The organism is Streptomyces pimonensis, from assembly GCF_041380215.1.
GTDB lineage: Bacteria > Actinomycetota > Actinomycetes > Streptomycetales > Streptomycetaceae > Streptomyces > Streptomyces pimonensis.
On the sequence record NZ_JAHWZY010000011.1, the window covers coordinates 201830 to 218045 of the forward strand.

At 71.5% G+C, this 16216-nt stretch carries 11 protein-coding genes, 1 pseudogene and 1 riboswitch; of the genes and pseudogenes, 2 read left to right on the forward strand and 10 right to left on the reverse strand.

Annotation, left to right across the window (positions count from 1 at the left end):
* Window positions 1-535: 535 nt before the first annotated feature.
* The gene (locus tag KYY02_RS13940) at window positions 536-1876 is read right to left on the reverse strand and encodes an SWIM zinc finger family protein (RefSeq protein ID WP_371238234.1); all 1341 of its coding nucleotides are present in this window, start codon (window positions 1874-1876) and stop codon (window positions 536-538) included.
* A complete protein-coding gene (locus KYY02_RS13945; RefSeq protein ID WP_371238235.1) occupies window positions 1873-4983 on the reverse strand; it encodes an SCO1167/SCO6262 family helicase in 3111 nt (1036 codons plus the stop codon). The genes KYY02_RS13940 and KYY02_RS13945 overlap by 4 nt, the downstream gene beginning before the upstream one ends.
* Window positions 4984-5087: 104 nt before the next feature.
* Here KYY02_RS13945 and KYY02_RS13950 point away from each other — a divergent pair, with 104 nt between their 5' ends.
* Complete coding sequence (locus KYY02_RS13950) at window positions 5088-5363, forward strand: hypothetical protein (protein WP_371238236.1); 276 nt, start codon at window positions 5088-5090, stop codon at window positions 5361-5363.
* A gap of 1145 nt (window positions 5364-6508) precedes the next feature.
* Here KYY02_RS13950 and KYY02_RS13955 read toward each other — a convergent pair.
* The 4 genes from KYY02_RS13955 to KYY02_RS13970 form a co-directional block, all read right to left on the reverse strand.
* Window positions 6509-7702, reverse strand: a complete 1194-nt coding sequence (locus KYY02_RS13955) for an MBL fold metallo-hydrolase (RefSeq protein WP_371238237.1) — start codon at window positions 7700-7702, stop codon at window positions 6509-6511.
* A gap of 94 nt (window positions 7703-7796) precedes the next feature.
* A complete protein-coding gene (locus KYY02_RS13960) occupies window positions 7797-8582 on the reverse strand; it encodes an SGNH/GDSL hydrolase family protein (RefSeq protein ID WP_371238255.1) in 786 nt (261 codons plus the stop codon).
* 203 nt (window positions 8583-8785) lie between these two features.
* Window positions 8786-9700, reverse strand: coding sequence for a M23 family metallopeptidase (locus tag KYY02_RS13965; protein WP_371238238.1), 915 nt, complete (start codon window positions 9698-9700; stop codon window positions 8786-8788).
* Window positions 9701-9704: 4 nt separating this feature from the next.
* Window positions 9705-9863, reverse strand: a riboswitch (cyclic di-AMP (ydaO/yuaA leader).
* Between the two features lie 315 nt (window positions 9864-10178).
* Window positions 10179-12251 (reverse strand): alpha-galactosidase, encoded by a 2073-nt coding sequence (locus KYY02_RS13970; protein ID WP_371238239.1) that lies wholly within the window; start codon window positions 12249-12251, stop codon window positions 10179-10181.
* Between the two features lie 171 nt (window positions 12252-12422).
* On the opposite strand from KYY02_RS13970, the gene KYY02_RS13975 reads away from it, so the two are divergent.
* The gene (locus KYY02_RS13975) at window positions 12423-13220 is read left to right on the forward strand and encodes a tyrosine-protein phosphatase (RefSeq protein ID WP_371238240.1); all 798 of its coding nucleotides are present in this window, start codon (window positions 12423-12425) and stop codon (window positions 13218-13220) included.
* 9 nt (window positions 13221-13229) lie between these two features.
* Here the strand turns inward: KYY02_RS13975 and KYY02_RS13980 are convergent, their stop codons facing one another.
* The 4 genes and pseudogenes from KYY02_RS13980 to KYY02_RS13995 form a co-directional block, all read right to left on the reverse strand.
* Entirely contained in the window at window positions 13230-13358 is a 129-nt protein-coding gene (locus tag KYY02_RS13980; RefSeq protein WP_371238241.1) for a DUF6126 family protein, read from the reverse strand.
* Complete coding sequence (locus KYY02_RS13985; protein WP_371238242.1) at window positions 13355-13978, reverse strand: helix-turn-helix domain-containing protein; 624 nt, start codon at window positions 13976-13978, stop codon at window positions 13355-13357. The genes KYY02_RS13980 and KYY02_RS13985 overlap by 4 nt, the downstream gene beginning before the upstream one ends.
* A 74-nt stretch (window positions 13979-14052) precedes the next feature.
* Window positions 14053-15456, reverse strand: a complete 1404-nt coding sequence (locus KYY02_RS13990; RefSeq protein ID WP_371238243.1) for an aspartate aminotransferase family protein — start codon at window positions 15454-15456, stop codon at window positions 14053-14055.
* 122 nt (window positions 15457-15578) lie between these two features.
* Window positions 15579-16151, reverse strand: a pseudogene (locus KYY02_RS13995) (1-deoxy-D-xylulose-5-phosphate synthase N-terminal domain-containing protein); the annotation flags it as partial.
* Window positions 16152-16216: the final 65 nt, after the last annotated feature.

Consider the following 16216-nt stretch of genomic DNA (forward strand, 5'->3'; position numbering starts at 1 on the left):
TACCCCCAAGGGTGTGGTGAGTCGACCGGTGCACCGGGAACCCTGACGCACCGGAAGGATCATCACATGGCAGGGAAACCCGCCGCGCCCCGATTTCCCGCCCTGCCGAAGAACTCTCCGGACCTTGCGATCCGTCCCGTGTCCCGACCGTGTGCGACCGCCACTGGTAGTGGCAGCGGTCCGGGTTCCGTCTCTTCGACCTCGCTCTGCGGGACGGATGCGCTTGCGGCCGGCCGGTGGCTCGACATGGCCGAGCACATGAGCCCCGGTGGACGGTTCTCCGCGTGACGATGCGGCCCCGGCTCTTGCCCCTGAGGAGTGGGCACCCCTTCGTTGAGGCTGACCCTGTGGAGTGGACGCCCTGACAACGGATCCTGATGGTCCACAGAGGGAGGTCCAGGTGGGACGTGAGTCTCCGTACCCGGAGGAGTCCCGGAGGGACACCGTCACGCCGTGCCGCGCGTCCGGCGACAGGCGCACGTGATCGCGGACGCGGGCGATCCACCGGACGAGATGTCGGATCCGGCCCGGCCGGTCATCTCCCCGGCAGGATCGGCAGCACAGCCTCCACGGCGTCCCGGGAGGGAGGGCCGGCCGGCCACCACTGGCCGGACTGCTTGCGGAACGGGTACCAGTGACCGTCCGCCCCGTACCGCAACTCGATGTCGTGACCGATCAGTTGAAGGCGGCCGCCGGTGCGGCGCAGCAGAGGGGAGGCCGACAGGCCGGGAAGCGGCCGGGTGAGGAGTTGTTCGCGTGCCGCGGCCTCCGCCGCACGCGGTGGCACCTGGCCTCCGTCGAGGACGGCCAGTGCGGGCCGGCCCCCGTGCTTCCACGCCGCGCTTGCCCGCGCGAGCCGTGCACGCGCCTGGTCCGAACTGTTCAGCAGACGGCCGACGACGCAAGGATCGCCGTCCGCTCGTGCCGCGCGCCGGACGGTGTCCAGCCAGGGGTCGGTGTCGAGCCAGAGCCGGGCGGCGGGGGCGCCTCCGGTGGCGACCGCGTGGCTGTAGGCGTCGGCGGCACGGTGGGCGGCGTCGTCGGCCAGCGTACGCAGCCGGTCGGGGGCGACAAGGCTGTCCTCGCGGCCCGGATCCGGGAACGGTCCGACGGTGACGGGCCCGGTCGCCGGGGCGGGAAGCTCCGGCAGGGGCGGCAGTCCGCCTTCCTGCCTGGCCCGTGCGAACGCCTCGCCGGCCGGGACTGCGCGAGCCGCGCCCGTCCTGGTCAGTTCCGCTTCCTCAGCGGCCTGCTCGGCAGCGGCGGCCTCGCGTTCGGCGCGCCGGAGCGCTGCTTCCTCACGCACGGAGTCCAGGTGGTGGCCTCGGAGCAGCAGGAGGGCGTCGGGGCGGGTGTCGATGGTCCGGGCGTACTGGTAGGAGACTGCTGCCGCGTGTTTGCAGGGGAAGCCCCAGTCAGGGCAGGTGCACTCGTAGTCGGTGAAGCCGGGCCCGGGTACCAGGGCGATGTCTTCGGAGACGGCGATGCGCGCGGTTGCCTCACCGAGCTCCCCACGGGACAGTTCGGCGGCGGCGTCGACGTCGTCCGTCCATGCCTCGAGCAGCCGGTCCACCTCCGCCTCGGGCAGTTCGGGAACGCGGAGTGCGACCCTGTACGGGCGACGGCCGCTGCCGGTGACGCGGGCGGACAGTTCGCCCGCGCGTACGGTGATGTCTCCGACCGCCCCGCGCCGGGCGTAGGTGCGAGCACGGTCGAGCCTTGCCCCGTGCCCGGAGTCCCGTCTGCGGGGATTCTCCAGGGCGGCGATCCACAGGATGCCCCACGGCCCGTCCGTCAGTTTCCGCTGTCCCGGTACCGGCGGAGGCTTCGGGAGGACCAGATCACCGGGGCGCTTGCCTGTGCCGTTGCGGCTCATCGGCTGCTCCGGTCGGTGGTGGTGTGCAGGGCTACCAGGTCGGCGAGTTCGTCGTCGGTCAGGTCACTGATCGCGGCCTCTCCCCGGTTTCCGCCGAGGACCGAGTCCGCCAGGTCGCGCTTGGACGAGATGAGCTGTGCGATGCGCTCCTCGACGGTGCCTTCGGTGATCAGCCGGTGGACCTGGACCGGCTGGGTCTGGCCGATACGGTAGGCGCGGTCGGTGGCCTGGTCCTCGACGGCGGGGTTCCACCAGCGGTCGTAGTGGACGACGTGGGACGCCCGGGTGAGGTTGAGGCCGGTGCCGGCTGCTTTCAGGGAGAGCAGGAACACCGGGACCTCGCCCCTCTGGAAAGTGTCGACCATCTCCTCGCGTCGGTGCACCGGTGTCCCGCCGTGCAGCAGGAGCGTCCGCACACCGCGCCGGGCCAGATGCGCCTCCAGCATCCGCGCCATCCGCGTGTACTGGGTGAAGACCAGCACGGACGCGTTCTCGGCCAGGAGGACGTCGATCAGTTCGTCGAGGAGTTCGAGTTTGCCGCTGCGTCCGGTGAGGCGGGCCGTCGTGTCCTCCTTCAGGTAGTGGCCGGGATGGTTGCAGATCTGCTTGAGGGCAGTGAGGAGCTTGAGGACCAGGGCGTGCCGGGTGATGCCCTGTGCGTTGCGGATCTCGTCCATCGACTCCCGTACCTGTGCCTCGTACAGCACCGTCTGTTCCCGGGTCAGCCGGACCGGGTGGTCGGTCTCGGTCTTGGGCGGCAGCTCGGGGGCGATGCCCGGGTCGGACTTGCGGCGGCGCAGCACGAAGGGGCGGATGAGGCGGCCGAGCCGTCCGGCGGCCGCCGCGTCGGCCTCGGCCTCGCTCCCGCGGGCGGCACGTTCGGCGGCCCGGCCGTAACGGTCCCGGAAGGCGGCGAGCGGGCCGAGCAGGCCGGGCGTGGCCCAGTCCAGGAGCGACCAGAGTTCGGTGAGGTTGTTCTCCACCGGTGTGCCGGAGAGCGCCACCCGGGCCTGGGCGGGGAGGGCACGCATGGCCTTGGCGGTGACCGAGGCGGGATTCTTGGCGTGCTGCGCCTCGTCGGCGACGACGAGTCCCCACGGTCCGGCCTCGCAGAGGTCGGACAGGTCACGGCGGAGTGTGCCGTAGGTGGTGAGGACGATCTCCCCGGGCCGGAAGTCACCGAGGTCACGTGCGGGTCCGTAATGGCGGCGCCAGGGCGTGCCGGGCGCGAACCTGTCGATCTCCCGTCCCCAGTTGCCGAGCAACGAGGCGGGACACACCACCAGAGTGGGGCCGCCGGCCGCCCTCGGATCCTCCTGCCGGCGCAGGTGGAGGGCGATGGCGGTGATCGTCTTGCCGAGCCCCATGTCGTCCGCGAGGCAAGCACCCAGGCCGAGACGGGTGAGCCGGTCCAGCCAGGCCAGGCCACGTAGTTGGTATCCGCGCAGGGTGGCCTCCAGCCCGGCGGGAGGCAGCAGCTCGGCATCCGCGGCGTACTCCGGTGCGGTCAGCCGGTCGTGGAGGGAGGCAAGCCATCCGTTGGGCCGCACCGGGGTGACGGTTCCGTCGTCGCCCGCCACCTCGCCCGTGAGAACGGCCGTCAGCGCCTCCAGGGCGCCCAGTCCGCGTGGCCGGCTCCGGGCCTTGCGCAGCAGCGCCTCGTCGACGACGACCCACTGGTCCCGCAGCCGCACCAGCGGGCGCCCGGCCTGTGCCAGGCGGTCGAGCTCCGCAGGGGTGAGAGTGCGGTCGCCCACCGCCAGCTCCCAGCGGAAGGAGAGCAGCGCGTCGGGCGTGAAGTAGCCCGATCCCTCCGGTTCTTCGTCCGGCGAGCCGCTTCCGGGCTCGACGACTGCCTGTACGACGAGGTCCCGGACCAGGTCCTTCGGCAGGTGCACCGCCACACCCGCCCGTGCCAGGACGCCGATGCCGTCGTCCAGCAGGGCGAGAAAGGCGTCGTCGTCCAGGTCCAGTGCGTCCGGCCCGGCCGGTTCCAGCAGTCCGGCGAGTGCGGGCCAGACCTCGGCGGCCGCACGCAGCGTCGCGTCGGCCCGCGCACGGTCACGAGGCCCGAACCCGCCCGCGGTCCCCCGCCGCACCTCGGCCAGGTCGGCGAACAGCAACGGATCCGCCAGCGAGCGCACCTGGGGCACACACCGCACCGCCGCTCCGAGGCGGTCCGCGACGCCCGTGCCGTCGTCGGTGATGTCGAAGTCATCCTCCGTGTCCGGCAGTTCGAGCCGGAGGGAGAGCTGGACACCGGCGTCCCGGCCGTCGGCGACCTCGGCGGCCCAGCCCCACAGCTCCGGCAGGTGCCTGGGGTCCCGACCGGCGAAAGCGGCCTGTCCTGCAGCGGCGGCAGCGGCGGGCGTGCGTGGCAGCAAGTCGGCCACCGCGTCCAGGAACAGACGCAGCCGGTCGTAGGGATGCGGCAGAAGCAGCGGAGTGCGTCCACGCCCGGCCTGCTCGAACGGAGTCGCGTACGCGGCGGGGTCGAGGGATCCGGCCAATGCCCGTACCCAGCCGGCGTCCTCCTGCGAGAACGGCCCCAGTCTCCAGGCGTCGTACCCGCCTGCGCTCAGTCCGGGCAGCAACAGCCCTCGGCCGGCCATGTGCAGCGCGTAGAGGGCCGCGTGGCGCCATGCGGCACCTGTCGCGGCAAGCCGCTGCGGCGGCTCGTCGAGCAGCAACGGCAGAACGTCGGCGAGCGGGCACACCACCGCGGGAACGGTCCGTCGCCGCCCGCCGCGTCCGTGCGGCAGGACCAGCAGGAGCTCTTCGGTGGGAGCACCGGCCGGCAGCCGCCCGTCCTGGGCGTGGAAAGCGATCCGTCCGGAGCGTGGGGGGTCGCCCGGCAGGAACACAGCCGTGCACTCCCTCAGGTCCTCCCACCACACCGGGTCGAACACGACGGTCCCGGGAGCGGGTGACACCCGCTCCGGAGTGACGGGCGGATCCACAGGGTGCCGTCGCGGGGAAGGGACACGCCTCCTGGACAGGCTGGACAGGTGGGGATCACCGATCTCCCGGCCGTCCACATCGAAGTAGCGAGCGCTCTGCTCCTGGCCTTCGTCGTTCATGGTCACCACGCGGTAGACCGTGGCCATCGTCTGGTTCCTCTGCGGATGTCCCCCAGCCGCATCTGCCGCCGGTTCCCTACTGATTGCCCCAGCCGCGAGTCCACCGGCCGGGTCGCCCCAACGCTACCGGAGTGGACAACCTCGTGGTGCGGCTCTTGGGGATCAGCCGGGAGGCGCTGCGCGACCGGGTGCGGGCCGAGCGGGCCCGCCGAGGTGAGAGCGGCACGACGAGCACGGACACGAAGGACGTCCCGGTGAGCGGGGCCACGAGACAGGAACCGGAAGCCGAGATCGCGGCCCTGCGCGCGGAACTGAGGACCGCATGCAAGGAGAACCAGAAATTGGCCACCGAACTGGACATCCCGCACAAATCTACGAATTTTTTCGCACAAGAGATGTCCTGGTGAACGTCTGCTCCGCCCCAGGTCCTCCTGGAGCGCCTTCGTGACCGTGGCCGCCGCCCTTCACTGCCGCTCGCGTGTCGGCCGTCACGGCCGTGTGCGACCGCCCGTCCGCACTGCCGTACACCCGGTCGAGCGCCGGACCGGTCGACCAGGAGCCACTGCCCCCGGTCGAGGGAGACGCCGAGGACCGTTCCCCCGTCATCAACAGCAGCTCCATGACCGCGGTCATCGCCAACGCGCTCCTCCGCAAACCCCGCCCCATACCCCCGTCCTTCACAGAGGAAGCACGAAAGGACGAGAACCCATGAGTCGTTGACGATCACCAGATGAACGTCGGCAAAATAAACATTTAAGTTGCAGACATGACAAGGTTGCCGAGATGGCGTGCGCGACACGGATGAGGGGTGCGAGGCCGGGTGGCCCCGACCGACGGTGCACGCACCGCGGGCGACACCTGGCGACTCGACCCGGTTCCCTCGGGACAGGCCGATCGCCACAGCCACGGTGCCGTACTCAACGAGGCGGCCCCGAGCGGACACCGTGCCGGTCCGGCCCTCGCGGTCTGTGGTCCGGGCACCGCCGAGGCGCTGGGCCGGGCGACCGCCGCCGAGGTCGCCGGTACGGGTGTCGGCTGGGGCATGCGGAAAGCGGTGGCATGCCGACTCGGGCAGGACGTCGGAGAACCACGGCCGCGGCAACCGGTTGCACCCGGAGTCCGATCAGCGGAACAGCACGGCAGCCGTCGGCGGGCAGGGGCCGCCCCATGACCTGCGGCCACCGCACGATCTTCAGGAGTCCACCCCATCCCCGGTGATCACGCGGTGGCCGTACCCAGCCCCAGCCGGACCCGCTACAAGACCGCGAAGCCGGACCGGAGGGCTGGGCACTGCCTCCGACCATGGCCGAGCAGTGCGGCCGAGCGCTGCCCGGCCTGGACTCCCTCCGGCTGGCTCAGCGCTCCAAGGCGCGTGTCCGGACGACGAGTCGAGACGAGCCGTCCAGGAACGGCAAGGACCTGAATCGCGGAGCAGCGGCATCACGCTCCGTGCGAGGCGCCCTGCCCAAGGCTCCCCGTACACGATCCTGCTCTTCAGCCGGGAGAAGCTCCCGTGTCCGGGCCATCTCGCCGAGCTCGTCCCCGGCCGACCTCACCGCTCACCCGCGAGATCGAGATCACCCCTGCTCGCTCCGGCCACGCCCTCAGCGATCCGGGGACGCCGCCACGGGTGCGCGATCGGACCGGACACCGCCCGCCACCACGCCTCCACCGGCAGCCTCCCCGCCGGCTCGAACGGCTCACCCGGCCGCGGGAACGCCACCGCCTGCCCCGCCCCCTCGGCCACGTCCTTCATCCACTCCCCCGGCTCCGCCCACGCGTGCGGCGCCAGGTTGAACGTCCCCCAGTGGATCGGCAGCAGCACCCCGCCCGGACTGCCTCCCTGCAGGTCGAGATGGGCCCGGACGCCTTCCTCGGGCGTCATGTGGATGTCGGGCCAGAAGTCCGAGTACGCGCCGACCTGGATCATCGTGGCGTCGAACGGGCCGTGATCGGCGCCGATGTCCTTGAAGCCCTCGAAGTAGCCGGTGTCACCGCTGTGGTAGATCCGGTGCTCCCCGCCCGCGACCGCCCAGGAGGCCCACAGGGTGTGCTGGGTGTTGCGCAGGCCCCGGCCGCAGAAGTGGCGGGCCGGGGTGGCGGTGAGGGTGAGGCCGCCGACCTCCGTCGCCTCGTGCCAGTCCAGCTCGCGCAGCCGCCCGGAGGATACGCCCCAGCGCTCCAGGCGGGCGCCGACGCCGAGGGGTACGGCGAACAGGGTGTCCGTGCCGGCCAGCGCCTTGACCGTGGGCAGGTCCAGGTGGTCGTAGTGGTCGTGGGAGATCACGACGACGTCGACCGGGCCGAGCGCGGCCAGCGGCAGCGGCACGGGGTGCAGTCGCCTGGGCCCGGCGAAGGGGAACGGCGAGCAGCGCTCGCCCCACACGGGATCGAACAGGACCCGGTGTCCGTCGATCTCCGCGAGCACGCTGGAGTGGCCCATCCAGGTCAGGCGCAGCCCGGTGGCCGGCGGACGGGAGATGTCGGCCAGGGTGGTCGGGTGCACCGGGACGGCGCCCTTCGGGGCGCGGCGGGAACGGGAGTCCTTGTCGAAGTAGGTCTTCGCCAGGTCCCGCGTCGCCCCCGTCGGGCGGATCCGGGCGGCGCCCCCGGGATTCCGGAAGACCCCGTCCTTGAAGTGCGGGGATCTGCGGATGCGTGCCATGCGCTCGCCACTCGGGTCCGCGCCGAAGGACACGGGCCGCAGGGCGCGCGGCCCGGAGCTCTGGGAACGGGAACCGGCCACGGTGCCTCCAAGTGGAGTCGGTCAGACATTCCATTATGTGCGGCGGTCCCCCGCACCGCGGTGCGGGGGACCGCCGCCACCGGCGAAGCGGCTCTCACGCCACCGCGGCGATCCGCACCTTGATGTCGTCCGGGGACAGCGTCCCCTTGGCGATCACGTGGTCGCCCGACGACTCCCCGCGCAGCCGGCGGCCGATCCACGGCACCAGGTACTCGCGGGCCCACTGGACGTCGTCCCGTCGGACCTCGAACGTGCCGCGGGGCGGCAGGGGCGGCCAGGGCTGTTCGGGGTCGGCGGGGACCTCCAGGCCGAGGGCCTGCCCGGCGCGGAGCGCGACACGGGTGTGTCCCTCCGGCGACAGGTGCAGCCGGTCGGCGTCCCAGGCCCTGCGGTCCTGGACGCTCCTGAGGGACCACAGGTCGAGCACCGGGCAGCTGTAGCGGTCGGCGACGGCCCGTACGTGCCCGTTGTACGTGGCGATCTTGCCGCGCAGATGCTTCAGCAGGGGAACGCCACGGGTGTCGAACCCGGTCGTCACCATCACCGTGCCGGACACGGCCGTGAGCGCGGCGATCGCCCGCTCGAACCGCTCGGCCACCTCGTCCGGATCGCTGCCCGGGCGGAGGATGTCATTGCCGCCCGCGCAGAACGAGACCAGGTCGGGGGCGAGTTCGACCGCCCTCGGCAGTTGGTCCGCCACGATCTGGTCCAGCAGCTTTCCGCGCACGGCGAGATTGGTGTACTCGAAGTCGCCCTCGGGCCGGAGGTCCGCGAGAAGCACGGCGAACCGGTCGGCCCAGCCGACGAACGCCCCGTCGGGGCCGGGGTCGCCGACACCCTCGGTGAAGCTGTCCCCCACCGCCACGTACGACCCGATCACTGCTCTGCTGTCACTCTTCGAATCGTCTGCCACAACCGCTCATGATTCACCTTCGAATGTGACCTACGCGACCGTAAGGAAAGGTTGACGCACGGTGAGATAAGACACTTCCAAAATGTTGGCCAACTCCGGAATACGCCGGAGGCCGGACCCGGGAATCGGGGTCCGGCCTCCGGCGCGCGCGTCGGGGAGGTCGTCGGGGGTCAGCCGATGGCGACACCCTTCGAGCGGAGGTAGGAGACCGGGTCCACGTCCGAGCCGTAGTCCGGGGTGGTGCGGATCTCGAAGTGCAGGTGCGGGCCGGTCGAGTTGCCGGTCGAGCCGGAGAGACCGACCTGCTGGCCGCCGGTCACGGCCTGGCCGGCCGAGACGGAGAGCGAGGACAGGTGGGCGTACTGGGCGTAGTGGCCGTCGTCGAGCTTGAGGACGACCTGGTTGCCGTACGCTCCGGCCCAGCCCGCGGAGACGACGGTGCCGGCGCCGACGGCCTTCAGGGAGGTGCCGGTCGGGACGGCGAAGTCGACGCCGGTGTGGTAGCCGCTGGACCACATGCTGCCGGCCACCTTGTAGGCGGTGCCGAGGCCGGCGCCGGGCACCGGGGAGCTGTAACCGGAGGCGCTCGCGGCCTGGTCGGTGTTCGTGGTCCGGGTGGAGGTGTCCGGGGAGGGCTGCTCGGCGGGCTGCTCGGTCTTCCGCTCCGGGGCCTGCGGGGCCGCGGCGGAGGGCGACTCCTGCGGCGCGGCCGTGGCGGCCCCGACGTCGACGGAGAGCCTCAGACCGGGGTGGATGAGTGACGGGTCGGCACCGATGGCCTCGCGGTTGTCCGCGTAGAGCTTCTTCCAGCCGCCGTCGACGTTCTCCGCCTCGGCGATCTTCGCGAGGTAGTCCCCGGCCTTCACGGTGTACGTGCGGGCCTCGCCGCCCTTGTCGGTGACGGTCTTCTGGCCGGCGGAAAGGGACTGGACGGCCTTTTCGGGGGCGCTCTGCGGCGTGGCGGCGTGCGCGCCGGTGGTGCCGAGGAGCGGCAGGGCGAGTGCGGCGCCACCGGTTCCGGCGACGGCGATGGAGCGGGTGAAACGCTGGGTCCTGGTACGGCGGTGCTTACCCTTCGCGGGCATGTCGAATTCCTCTCCGGCGCCTACGAGGTGAGCTGTCGGGTGCGGGCTGGAGATGCCCGGCCGCGCTGTCGCGTGGCTTAACCCCAAGCCGTTCCGGGAACCGGAACAGGCAGTCGTACCTGTGGGTCCCCCGTTCCTGCCGTGGACGGGTCAGTGTGTGCGGGCTCCGGGCGGCGGCAGGATTAGGCGTCCGTCCGGATCGGTGGCGAACGTAAGCGACCCGGACGCGGTGGGACAAGCGCGAGGTTCACCGCGAACACGCTTTTTCGTGATCGACATACGGAAAAGACGTCACCGAGCGTCAGCCGGGATTCCCTTCCCGCACGAATTCCCCTGCCCCTCCACGGAATTACGTGAGCATGGCGACAACACATCGTCACGGATATGACGATGCTCACGCACCCCTCCCCATCCCCCTTTCTTTCGGGGCACATTACGGCGAAGCGCATCAATCGGACATGACGCGCCAATCATGCGATCACCGGCGCCGCAGCCGGAACACCGCGGCGTCCAGGTCTCCCCGCAGACCGGTGTGCAGCCCGTGGTGCAGCAGGACGGCGCCCCGGTGCGTTTCGCCGCTTTCACGGCATTCGTACGACGCCTCCGGATCGAGGCCGCGCAGCCGGAGGGCCGGAACGGGCTCTCCGTGGTGCTGGGCCTGGAGGCAGGCGAGGACGACGGTCTCGTCGCCGAGGACGTACTGCACCGCGCTCAGCCCGCCCTCCGGAGGACGCAGCCGGTACAGGTCGCCGCGCTGGACGAGGGGCCGGATCTCCTTGTAGAGCGCGACCCACTCCCGCGCCTCGGCGAGCTCCTCCTCCGTCCACCGCGCGAGGTCGCCGCCGACGCCGAGCACCCCGGCCATGGCGCTGACGAACCGGAAGCGCAGCGAACTGACCCGCCCGTTGAGCATCGCGTTGGGGCTGTCGGTGACCCAGGCGGCCATCACCCGGGCCGGATGGATCTGGCTGAAGCCGTGCTGGATGGCGAGCCGGTCGAGCGGGTCGGTGTTGTCCGAGGTCCACACCTGGTCGGTACGGGAGAGGACTCCCAGGTCGATCCGCCCGCCGCCGCCCGAGCAGGACTCGAAGGCCACGCCCGGATGGGCCGCCCGCAACCGGTCCAGCAGGGCGTACAGACCGCGCACGTGGTCGATCCACAGCCGCTGCGGATACGGGTCGTCCGGCCAGCCGACGTCGCTGAAGCAGCGGTTGAAGTCCCACTTCACATAGTCGACGGGGGTGCCGGAGAGCAGCCCGTCCAGCCGTTCCCAGAGGTACTCCCGGACGTCGTCACGCGCGAGGTTGAGCACCAGCTGGTTGCGGAACTCCGTACGCCGGCGGTCCGGCTGGAACTGCACCCAGTCGGGGTGCGCGCGGTACAGGTCGCTGTCGGGGTTGACCATCTCCGGCTCGACCCAGATGCCGAACCGCATCCCGAGCCCGTGCACATGGTCCGCGAGCGGTTTCAGGCCGCCGGGGAAGCGGCCGGGGTGGGGGGTCCAGTCGCCGAGTCCGGCCCGGTCGCTCGTACGGGCCCCGAACCAGCCGTCGTCGACCACGAACAGCTCGACGCCCATCGCGGCAGCCCGCTGCGCGAGCGTCCGCTGCTGCTCCTCGGAGATGTCGAACCCGGTGGCCTCCCAGGAGTTGAACAGCACGGGCCGGTCCCGGTCCGCGTCCGGGACGACGTACGCCCGCTGGTAGGCGTGCCAGGCACGACTGGCACCACCGAAGCCGGCGTCGCTCCACAGGCCGGCGAAGACCGGCGTGACGTACGTCTCGTCCGTGCCCAGCATCAGCAGGCCGGAGTCGTCGTGACCCGCGCCGCCGGTGACCTGCACACGGGCGTCGGGGAGTTGGGCGACGCAGATGCGCCAGGACCCGGACCAGCCGAGGGCGCAGCCGTAGACCTCGCCGCGCTCCTCTGTCGCGTCGGTGTCCAGCGCGACCCAGGGCAGGTGCTGGTGTCCGGTGTGGCCGCGGCGGCTGCCGATGACCTTCTCGCCGTAGCCGACCGGGACGCGGGTCAGCCGGGACTCGGCGGCCCAGCGGCCGTGCAGCTGGGACAGCCGCCAGTGCTCGCGCTCGGGCAGGGTCCAGGTGGCGGAGTCCGCGCGCAGGAGCTCGACCGCCGGGCCCCGGTTGTGCAGGGTCACCCGGCGTTCGATCACGTCGTCGCACATCCGGTAGTGCAGGGTGACGGTCAGATCGCCGTCGCGAAAGCGGAGGCGGAGTTCACCGTTGTCGGTCTCGTGGCCCTCGAAGGTCCACTCGGTGCCGCGCCGCCCGTCGGCGGCGCGTACGGACAGGGCGGGCCGGACGAAGCGGGGGCCGCCTTCGACCGGGTACTCCTCGCGCCCGTCCAGCCGGGACTCGAACGGCCAGTCGTCCGGCAGCGGGCGCGCGGCGAGGGCTTCCGCGTCGGCGAGCGCGATGCGCGCGCCCCAGTGCAGGTGCACCAGCTCGTCACGGTCCGTGACGTGGAGCGCGTAACTGCTGGCCTGCCCCGACAGGAGCCATGTACGACCGTCTTGGGAGACCTGCGTCACCGAACCTCCAACAGACACGAACAGATGCGATCAGACACCAACATCATCGGGGGTGCGAGGGCGGTCGGGCAATGCCTGTGAAGAACTCATTGTCCCAGGCAGGCATGTCGTATCGTCGAGTGGCGTCCGCCGGCGAGCCCCGCCGACGGCGCCGAGTGGGAGGAGTCCTTCGTGACGCAGCAGGTGCCGTCGACCGAACCCGAGCTGGCCGGAGTGCGCAACTTCCGCGACGTGGGCGGACTGCCGACCGTCGACGGCCGGCGAGTACGCCACGGGGTGCTGTTCCGCAGCGGCCATCTCGCCCACGCGACCGCGGAGGACACCGCCTTCCTGTCCTCGCTCGGACTGCACACGGTCTTCGACTTCCGCAACGCGGCCGACCAGAAGCTGGAGGGTCCGGACGTCGAGCTGCCGGGCGTGCGCAATGTGAACCTGCCGCTCAGCGACCCGGCGGACGGCGCCGAGTTCTGGAAGATGGTCCGCGACGGCGATCTGGAGCAGCTGCGCTCGATCCTCGCGGACGGCAAGGGCGCGGACCGGATGATCAGCTCCTACCGGCTGATCATCAAGGAGCGCACCGCCGAGCACGCCCGGGTGCTGCGCTCGCTCGTCGAGGACAGCGTTCCGGCACTGATGCACTGCGCGGCGGGCAAGGACCGCGCGGGACTCTCGGTGGCGGTGACGCTGCTCGCGGTGGGCGTCGAACGCGACGCGATCCTCGACGACTACCTGAAGTCCAACGCCAAGCACCGCCGCTACAAGGTGCGCCGCAGCGGCAGCTCCGCCTCGGCCTACTCCCCCGAGGTCATGGAGCTGCTCAGCCCGCTGTTCGACGCGCGCGCGGAGTACCTGTCGGCGGCCTTCGAGACCATCGAGGAGACCTGGGGCGGTGCGGACCCGTATCTGGAGCAGGCGCTCGGGCTCACTCCCGAGGACCGGGAGCAGCTGCGTGAGCGCCTGCTCGACTGAGACGGGCGCCTACTTCTTCGGAGCGATCTCGAAGAGGAAGTAGACGAAGGCCGCGAAGAGGTGTCCCACCACCACGTAGATGAACAGCCGCACCCACAGGGCCCGGGGGAGCTTCTCTTCCATGTCTCTGCCGGTCATGTCGCTTCTCCGTGGATCGGGCCCAGGCACAGCGCGGCCGTGGGACTCTGCAGCAGGGTGTGGACGAACAGCAGCTCGACCCCGTCGGAGTCGGAAGCGGCGATGCGGTGCGGGGTCAGCGAGTCGAAGTGCGCGCTGTCGCCCGGGGCGAGCCGGTGCGGGGTGTCCCCGAGGCGCAGCCGCAGCCGCCCCTTGAGGACGTACAGCCACTCCTCGCCGGGGTGGACGCGCACGATGTCGCCCTGGGAGCCGTACGGCACCTGGACCCGCAGGGCCTGCATGCCGCGTCCGGCGGCGCCGGCCTGCCGGTACGTCCAGCCGCCCGCAGTCGTGGGCTCCATGCCGGCGGCGCGCACCACGGCGTCCCGGCCGGCGGCCGACTCACCGAGCAGCTCGGAGACCGTCGTACCGTAGATGCGGGCGAGGGAGAGCAGCATCGGCAGCGAGGGCTGGCGCTGTCCGGTCTCCAGTCGGGAGAGGTGGGCGGGCGACAGACCCGCGTCGCGGGCGGCGGCCTCGAGGGTGAGGCAGGCCCGTCGCCGCAGGGCGCGCAGCTGCGGCGCGACCGCGGGGAGCGCACCGGCCGGTTCGGCCGGCGGCCCGGCCTCGGAGGAGCTCATGGCTCCATTGAGCCCCGAATTTGTCCCAGGGGCAATTTTTTTGCCTCTGGGGCAAACCCGGCGCGGGTGCGGGGTCAGCGGTCGGCGACGGCCTGTTTCACCAGCGTCCTGCCGAACTCCCACATCAGGCCGCCCTCGTGCGCGTCGTCCATCACCGCGGTGAAGGCGTCCACGAACCGGTGCACGTCCCGCTCGTCGATGACGAGCGGCGGGATCAGTTTGATCACCTCCAGGTGGTCTCCGGAGACCTGGGTGAGGATGCGGTGCCGTTGCAGCAGCGGGACGACCACCATCTGCGCGAAGAGCCCCTTGCGGGCTGTCTGGAGCACGGTCCAGCGCGAGCGCAGTCTCAGCGACCGGGGACGGCCGAACTCGATGCCGATCATCAGGCCCCGGCCGCGGACGTCGGCGAGCAGCTCGTACCTCTCGGTCAGTGCGGCCAGCCGGGACCGCAGCAGCTCGCCGGTGCTCCGGACCCGGTCGACGATCCGCTCGTCCTCCATGACCGACAGCACCGCCAGACCCGCCGCCATGGCCTGGGCGTTGGCCCCGAAACTGGCCGAGTGGACCAGCACCCGGTCCATCGACGAGTAGACCTTCTTGAAGATCCAGTCCCTGCCGATCGTGGCGCCCACCGGTACGTAGCCGCCGGAGAGCGCCTTGGCCACGCACACCAGGTCCGGCTCGACCCCCGCCTCGTGCTGGTAGGCGTAGAAGTCGCCGGTCCGGCCCAGCCCCGTCTGCACCTCGTCGGCGATCAGCAGCGCCTTGTGCCGGTGCAGCAGCTCCTGTGCGGCCCGCAGGTAACCGGGGGGGGCCTCGTGCACGCCCTTGCCCTGGACCGGCTCCACGATCAGGGCGGCCACGTCCCCCTTGCGCAGCTCCCGCGCCAGCGCGTCGAGGTCGCCGAGCGGTACGGCCGTGTCGGGCAGCAGCGGGGCGAAGCCGTCCCGGAAGCCGGACTCCCCGTTGACGGAGAGCGAGCCGGTGGTCAGGCCGTGGAAGGCGTGCTCGCAGTACAGCACGCGCGGTCTGCCCGTCGCGTACCGGGCGAACTTCAGGGCGCCCTCGACGGCCTCCGTGCCGCTGTTGCCGAAGAACACCCGGTCCAGGTGAGGGCTGTGCGCGAGCAGCTTCTCGGCCAGCAGGCCGGGCAGCGGCTGGCAGTCGAAGCGGGTGAGGTCGGCGAGGGAGGCGTCCAGGACGTCGTGCAGCGCCTTGCGGACCACGGGGTGGTGACGGCCCAGGCCCATCACCCCGAAGCCCGCGAGCATGTCCAGGTAGTCGTTGCCGTCCGCGTCGAAGAAGTGCGCCCCCTCGGCACGCTCGTAGACCTTGTCGAAGCCGATGGTGTGCAGCATGCGCGGGAGCTGGTGGTTGAGGTACCGGGTGTGCAGCTCGTAGCGCTCGGCTCCGCGCTCGGCCAGCAGCGCGCCGAGGTCGAACCCCCCGGTCTGCGAGGACTCCGCGGTGGTCATTCCTGGGGCTCCTGTGGGTCCGGTGACTGTTTCGCCGGCTCCTCGCCGACGGCGAGGCCCGCGCCGATCCGGCCGGCTATCTCGACCGGGGTGAGGCCGATGCCGGCGAGCACCTCACCGCGTCTGGCGTGGGCGAGGAACTGTTCCGGCCCTCCGATGGTGGGAGCGTAGGAGCGTTCGTTGTCGTTGACGACGATCAGCGGCCGGTCCCCGGCGGCGATGTTGTTCAGCGCCTCCCAGGCCATACCGCCGGTGAGGGCGCCGTCGCCGACCACCGCGACGACATGGCCCTTCTCCCCCCGCACCTGGCGGGCTCTGGCGAGCCCGTCGGCCCAGCCGAGGGCCGTGGAGGCGTGGCTGTTCTCGATGACGTCGTGCTGGGACTCCTCGCGGGAGGGACAGCCGGACAGGCCGCCCTTGCCGCACAGCTTGGAGAAGTCCTGACGCCCGGTCAGGAGCTTGTGGACGTAGCTCCGGTGGCCGGTGTCCCACAGGACCCGGTCCACGAGCGGCTCGAAGACCCGGCGCAGGGCGACGGTGAGTTCCACCACCCCGAGGTCGGGTCCGAGGTGTCCGCCGGTCCTGGCGACCGCGCGCACCAGGAACTCCCGGATCTCGTGGGACAGTTCCCCGAGCCGCGCCTCGGACAGCGCCTTCAGGCCACGTGGTTGCCGGATGCTCTCCAGGATCGTCACACTCGGTCCCCCTTCGGATTCCGTGCTGCTCAGCTCACGGTGACGGCCGGCTCCCCCGGCGCGGT

Bases quoted from the DNA above. Each gene is read 5' to 3' on its own strand.
- KYY02_RS13940 (WP_371238234.1), bottom strand. From the start codon at position 1,876: ATGAGCCGCAACGGCACAGGCAAGCGCCCCGGTGATCTGGTCCTCCCG.
- KYY02_RS13945 (WP_371238235.1), bottom strand. From the start codon at position 4,983: ATGGCCACGGTCTACCGCGTGGTGACCATGAACGACGAAGGCCAGGAG.
- KYY02_RS13965 (WP_371238238.1), bottom strand. From the start codon at position 9,700: ATGCCCGCGAAGGGTAAGCACCGCCGTACCAGGACCCAGCGTTTCACC.
- KYY02_RS13980 (WP_371238241.1), bottom strand. From the start codon at position 13,358: ATGACCGGCAGAGACATGGAAGAGAAGCTCCCCCGGGCCCTGTGGGTG.
- KYY02_RS13985 (WP_371238242.1), bottom strand. From the start codon at position 13,978: ATGAGCTCCTCCGAGGCCGGGCCGCCGGCCGAACCGGCCGGTGCGCTC.
- KYY02_RS13990 (WP_371238243.1), bottom strand. From the start codon at position 15,456: ATGACCACCGCGGAGTCCTCGCAGACCGGGGGGTTCGACCTCGGCGCG.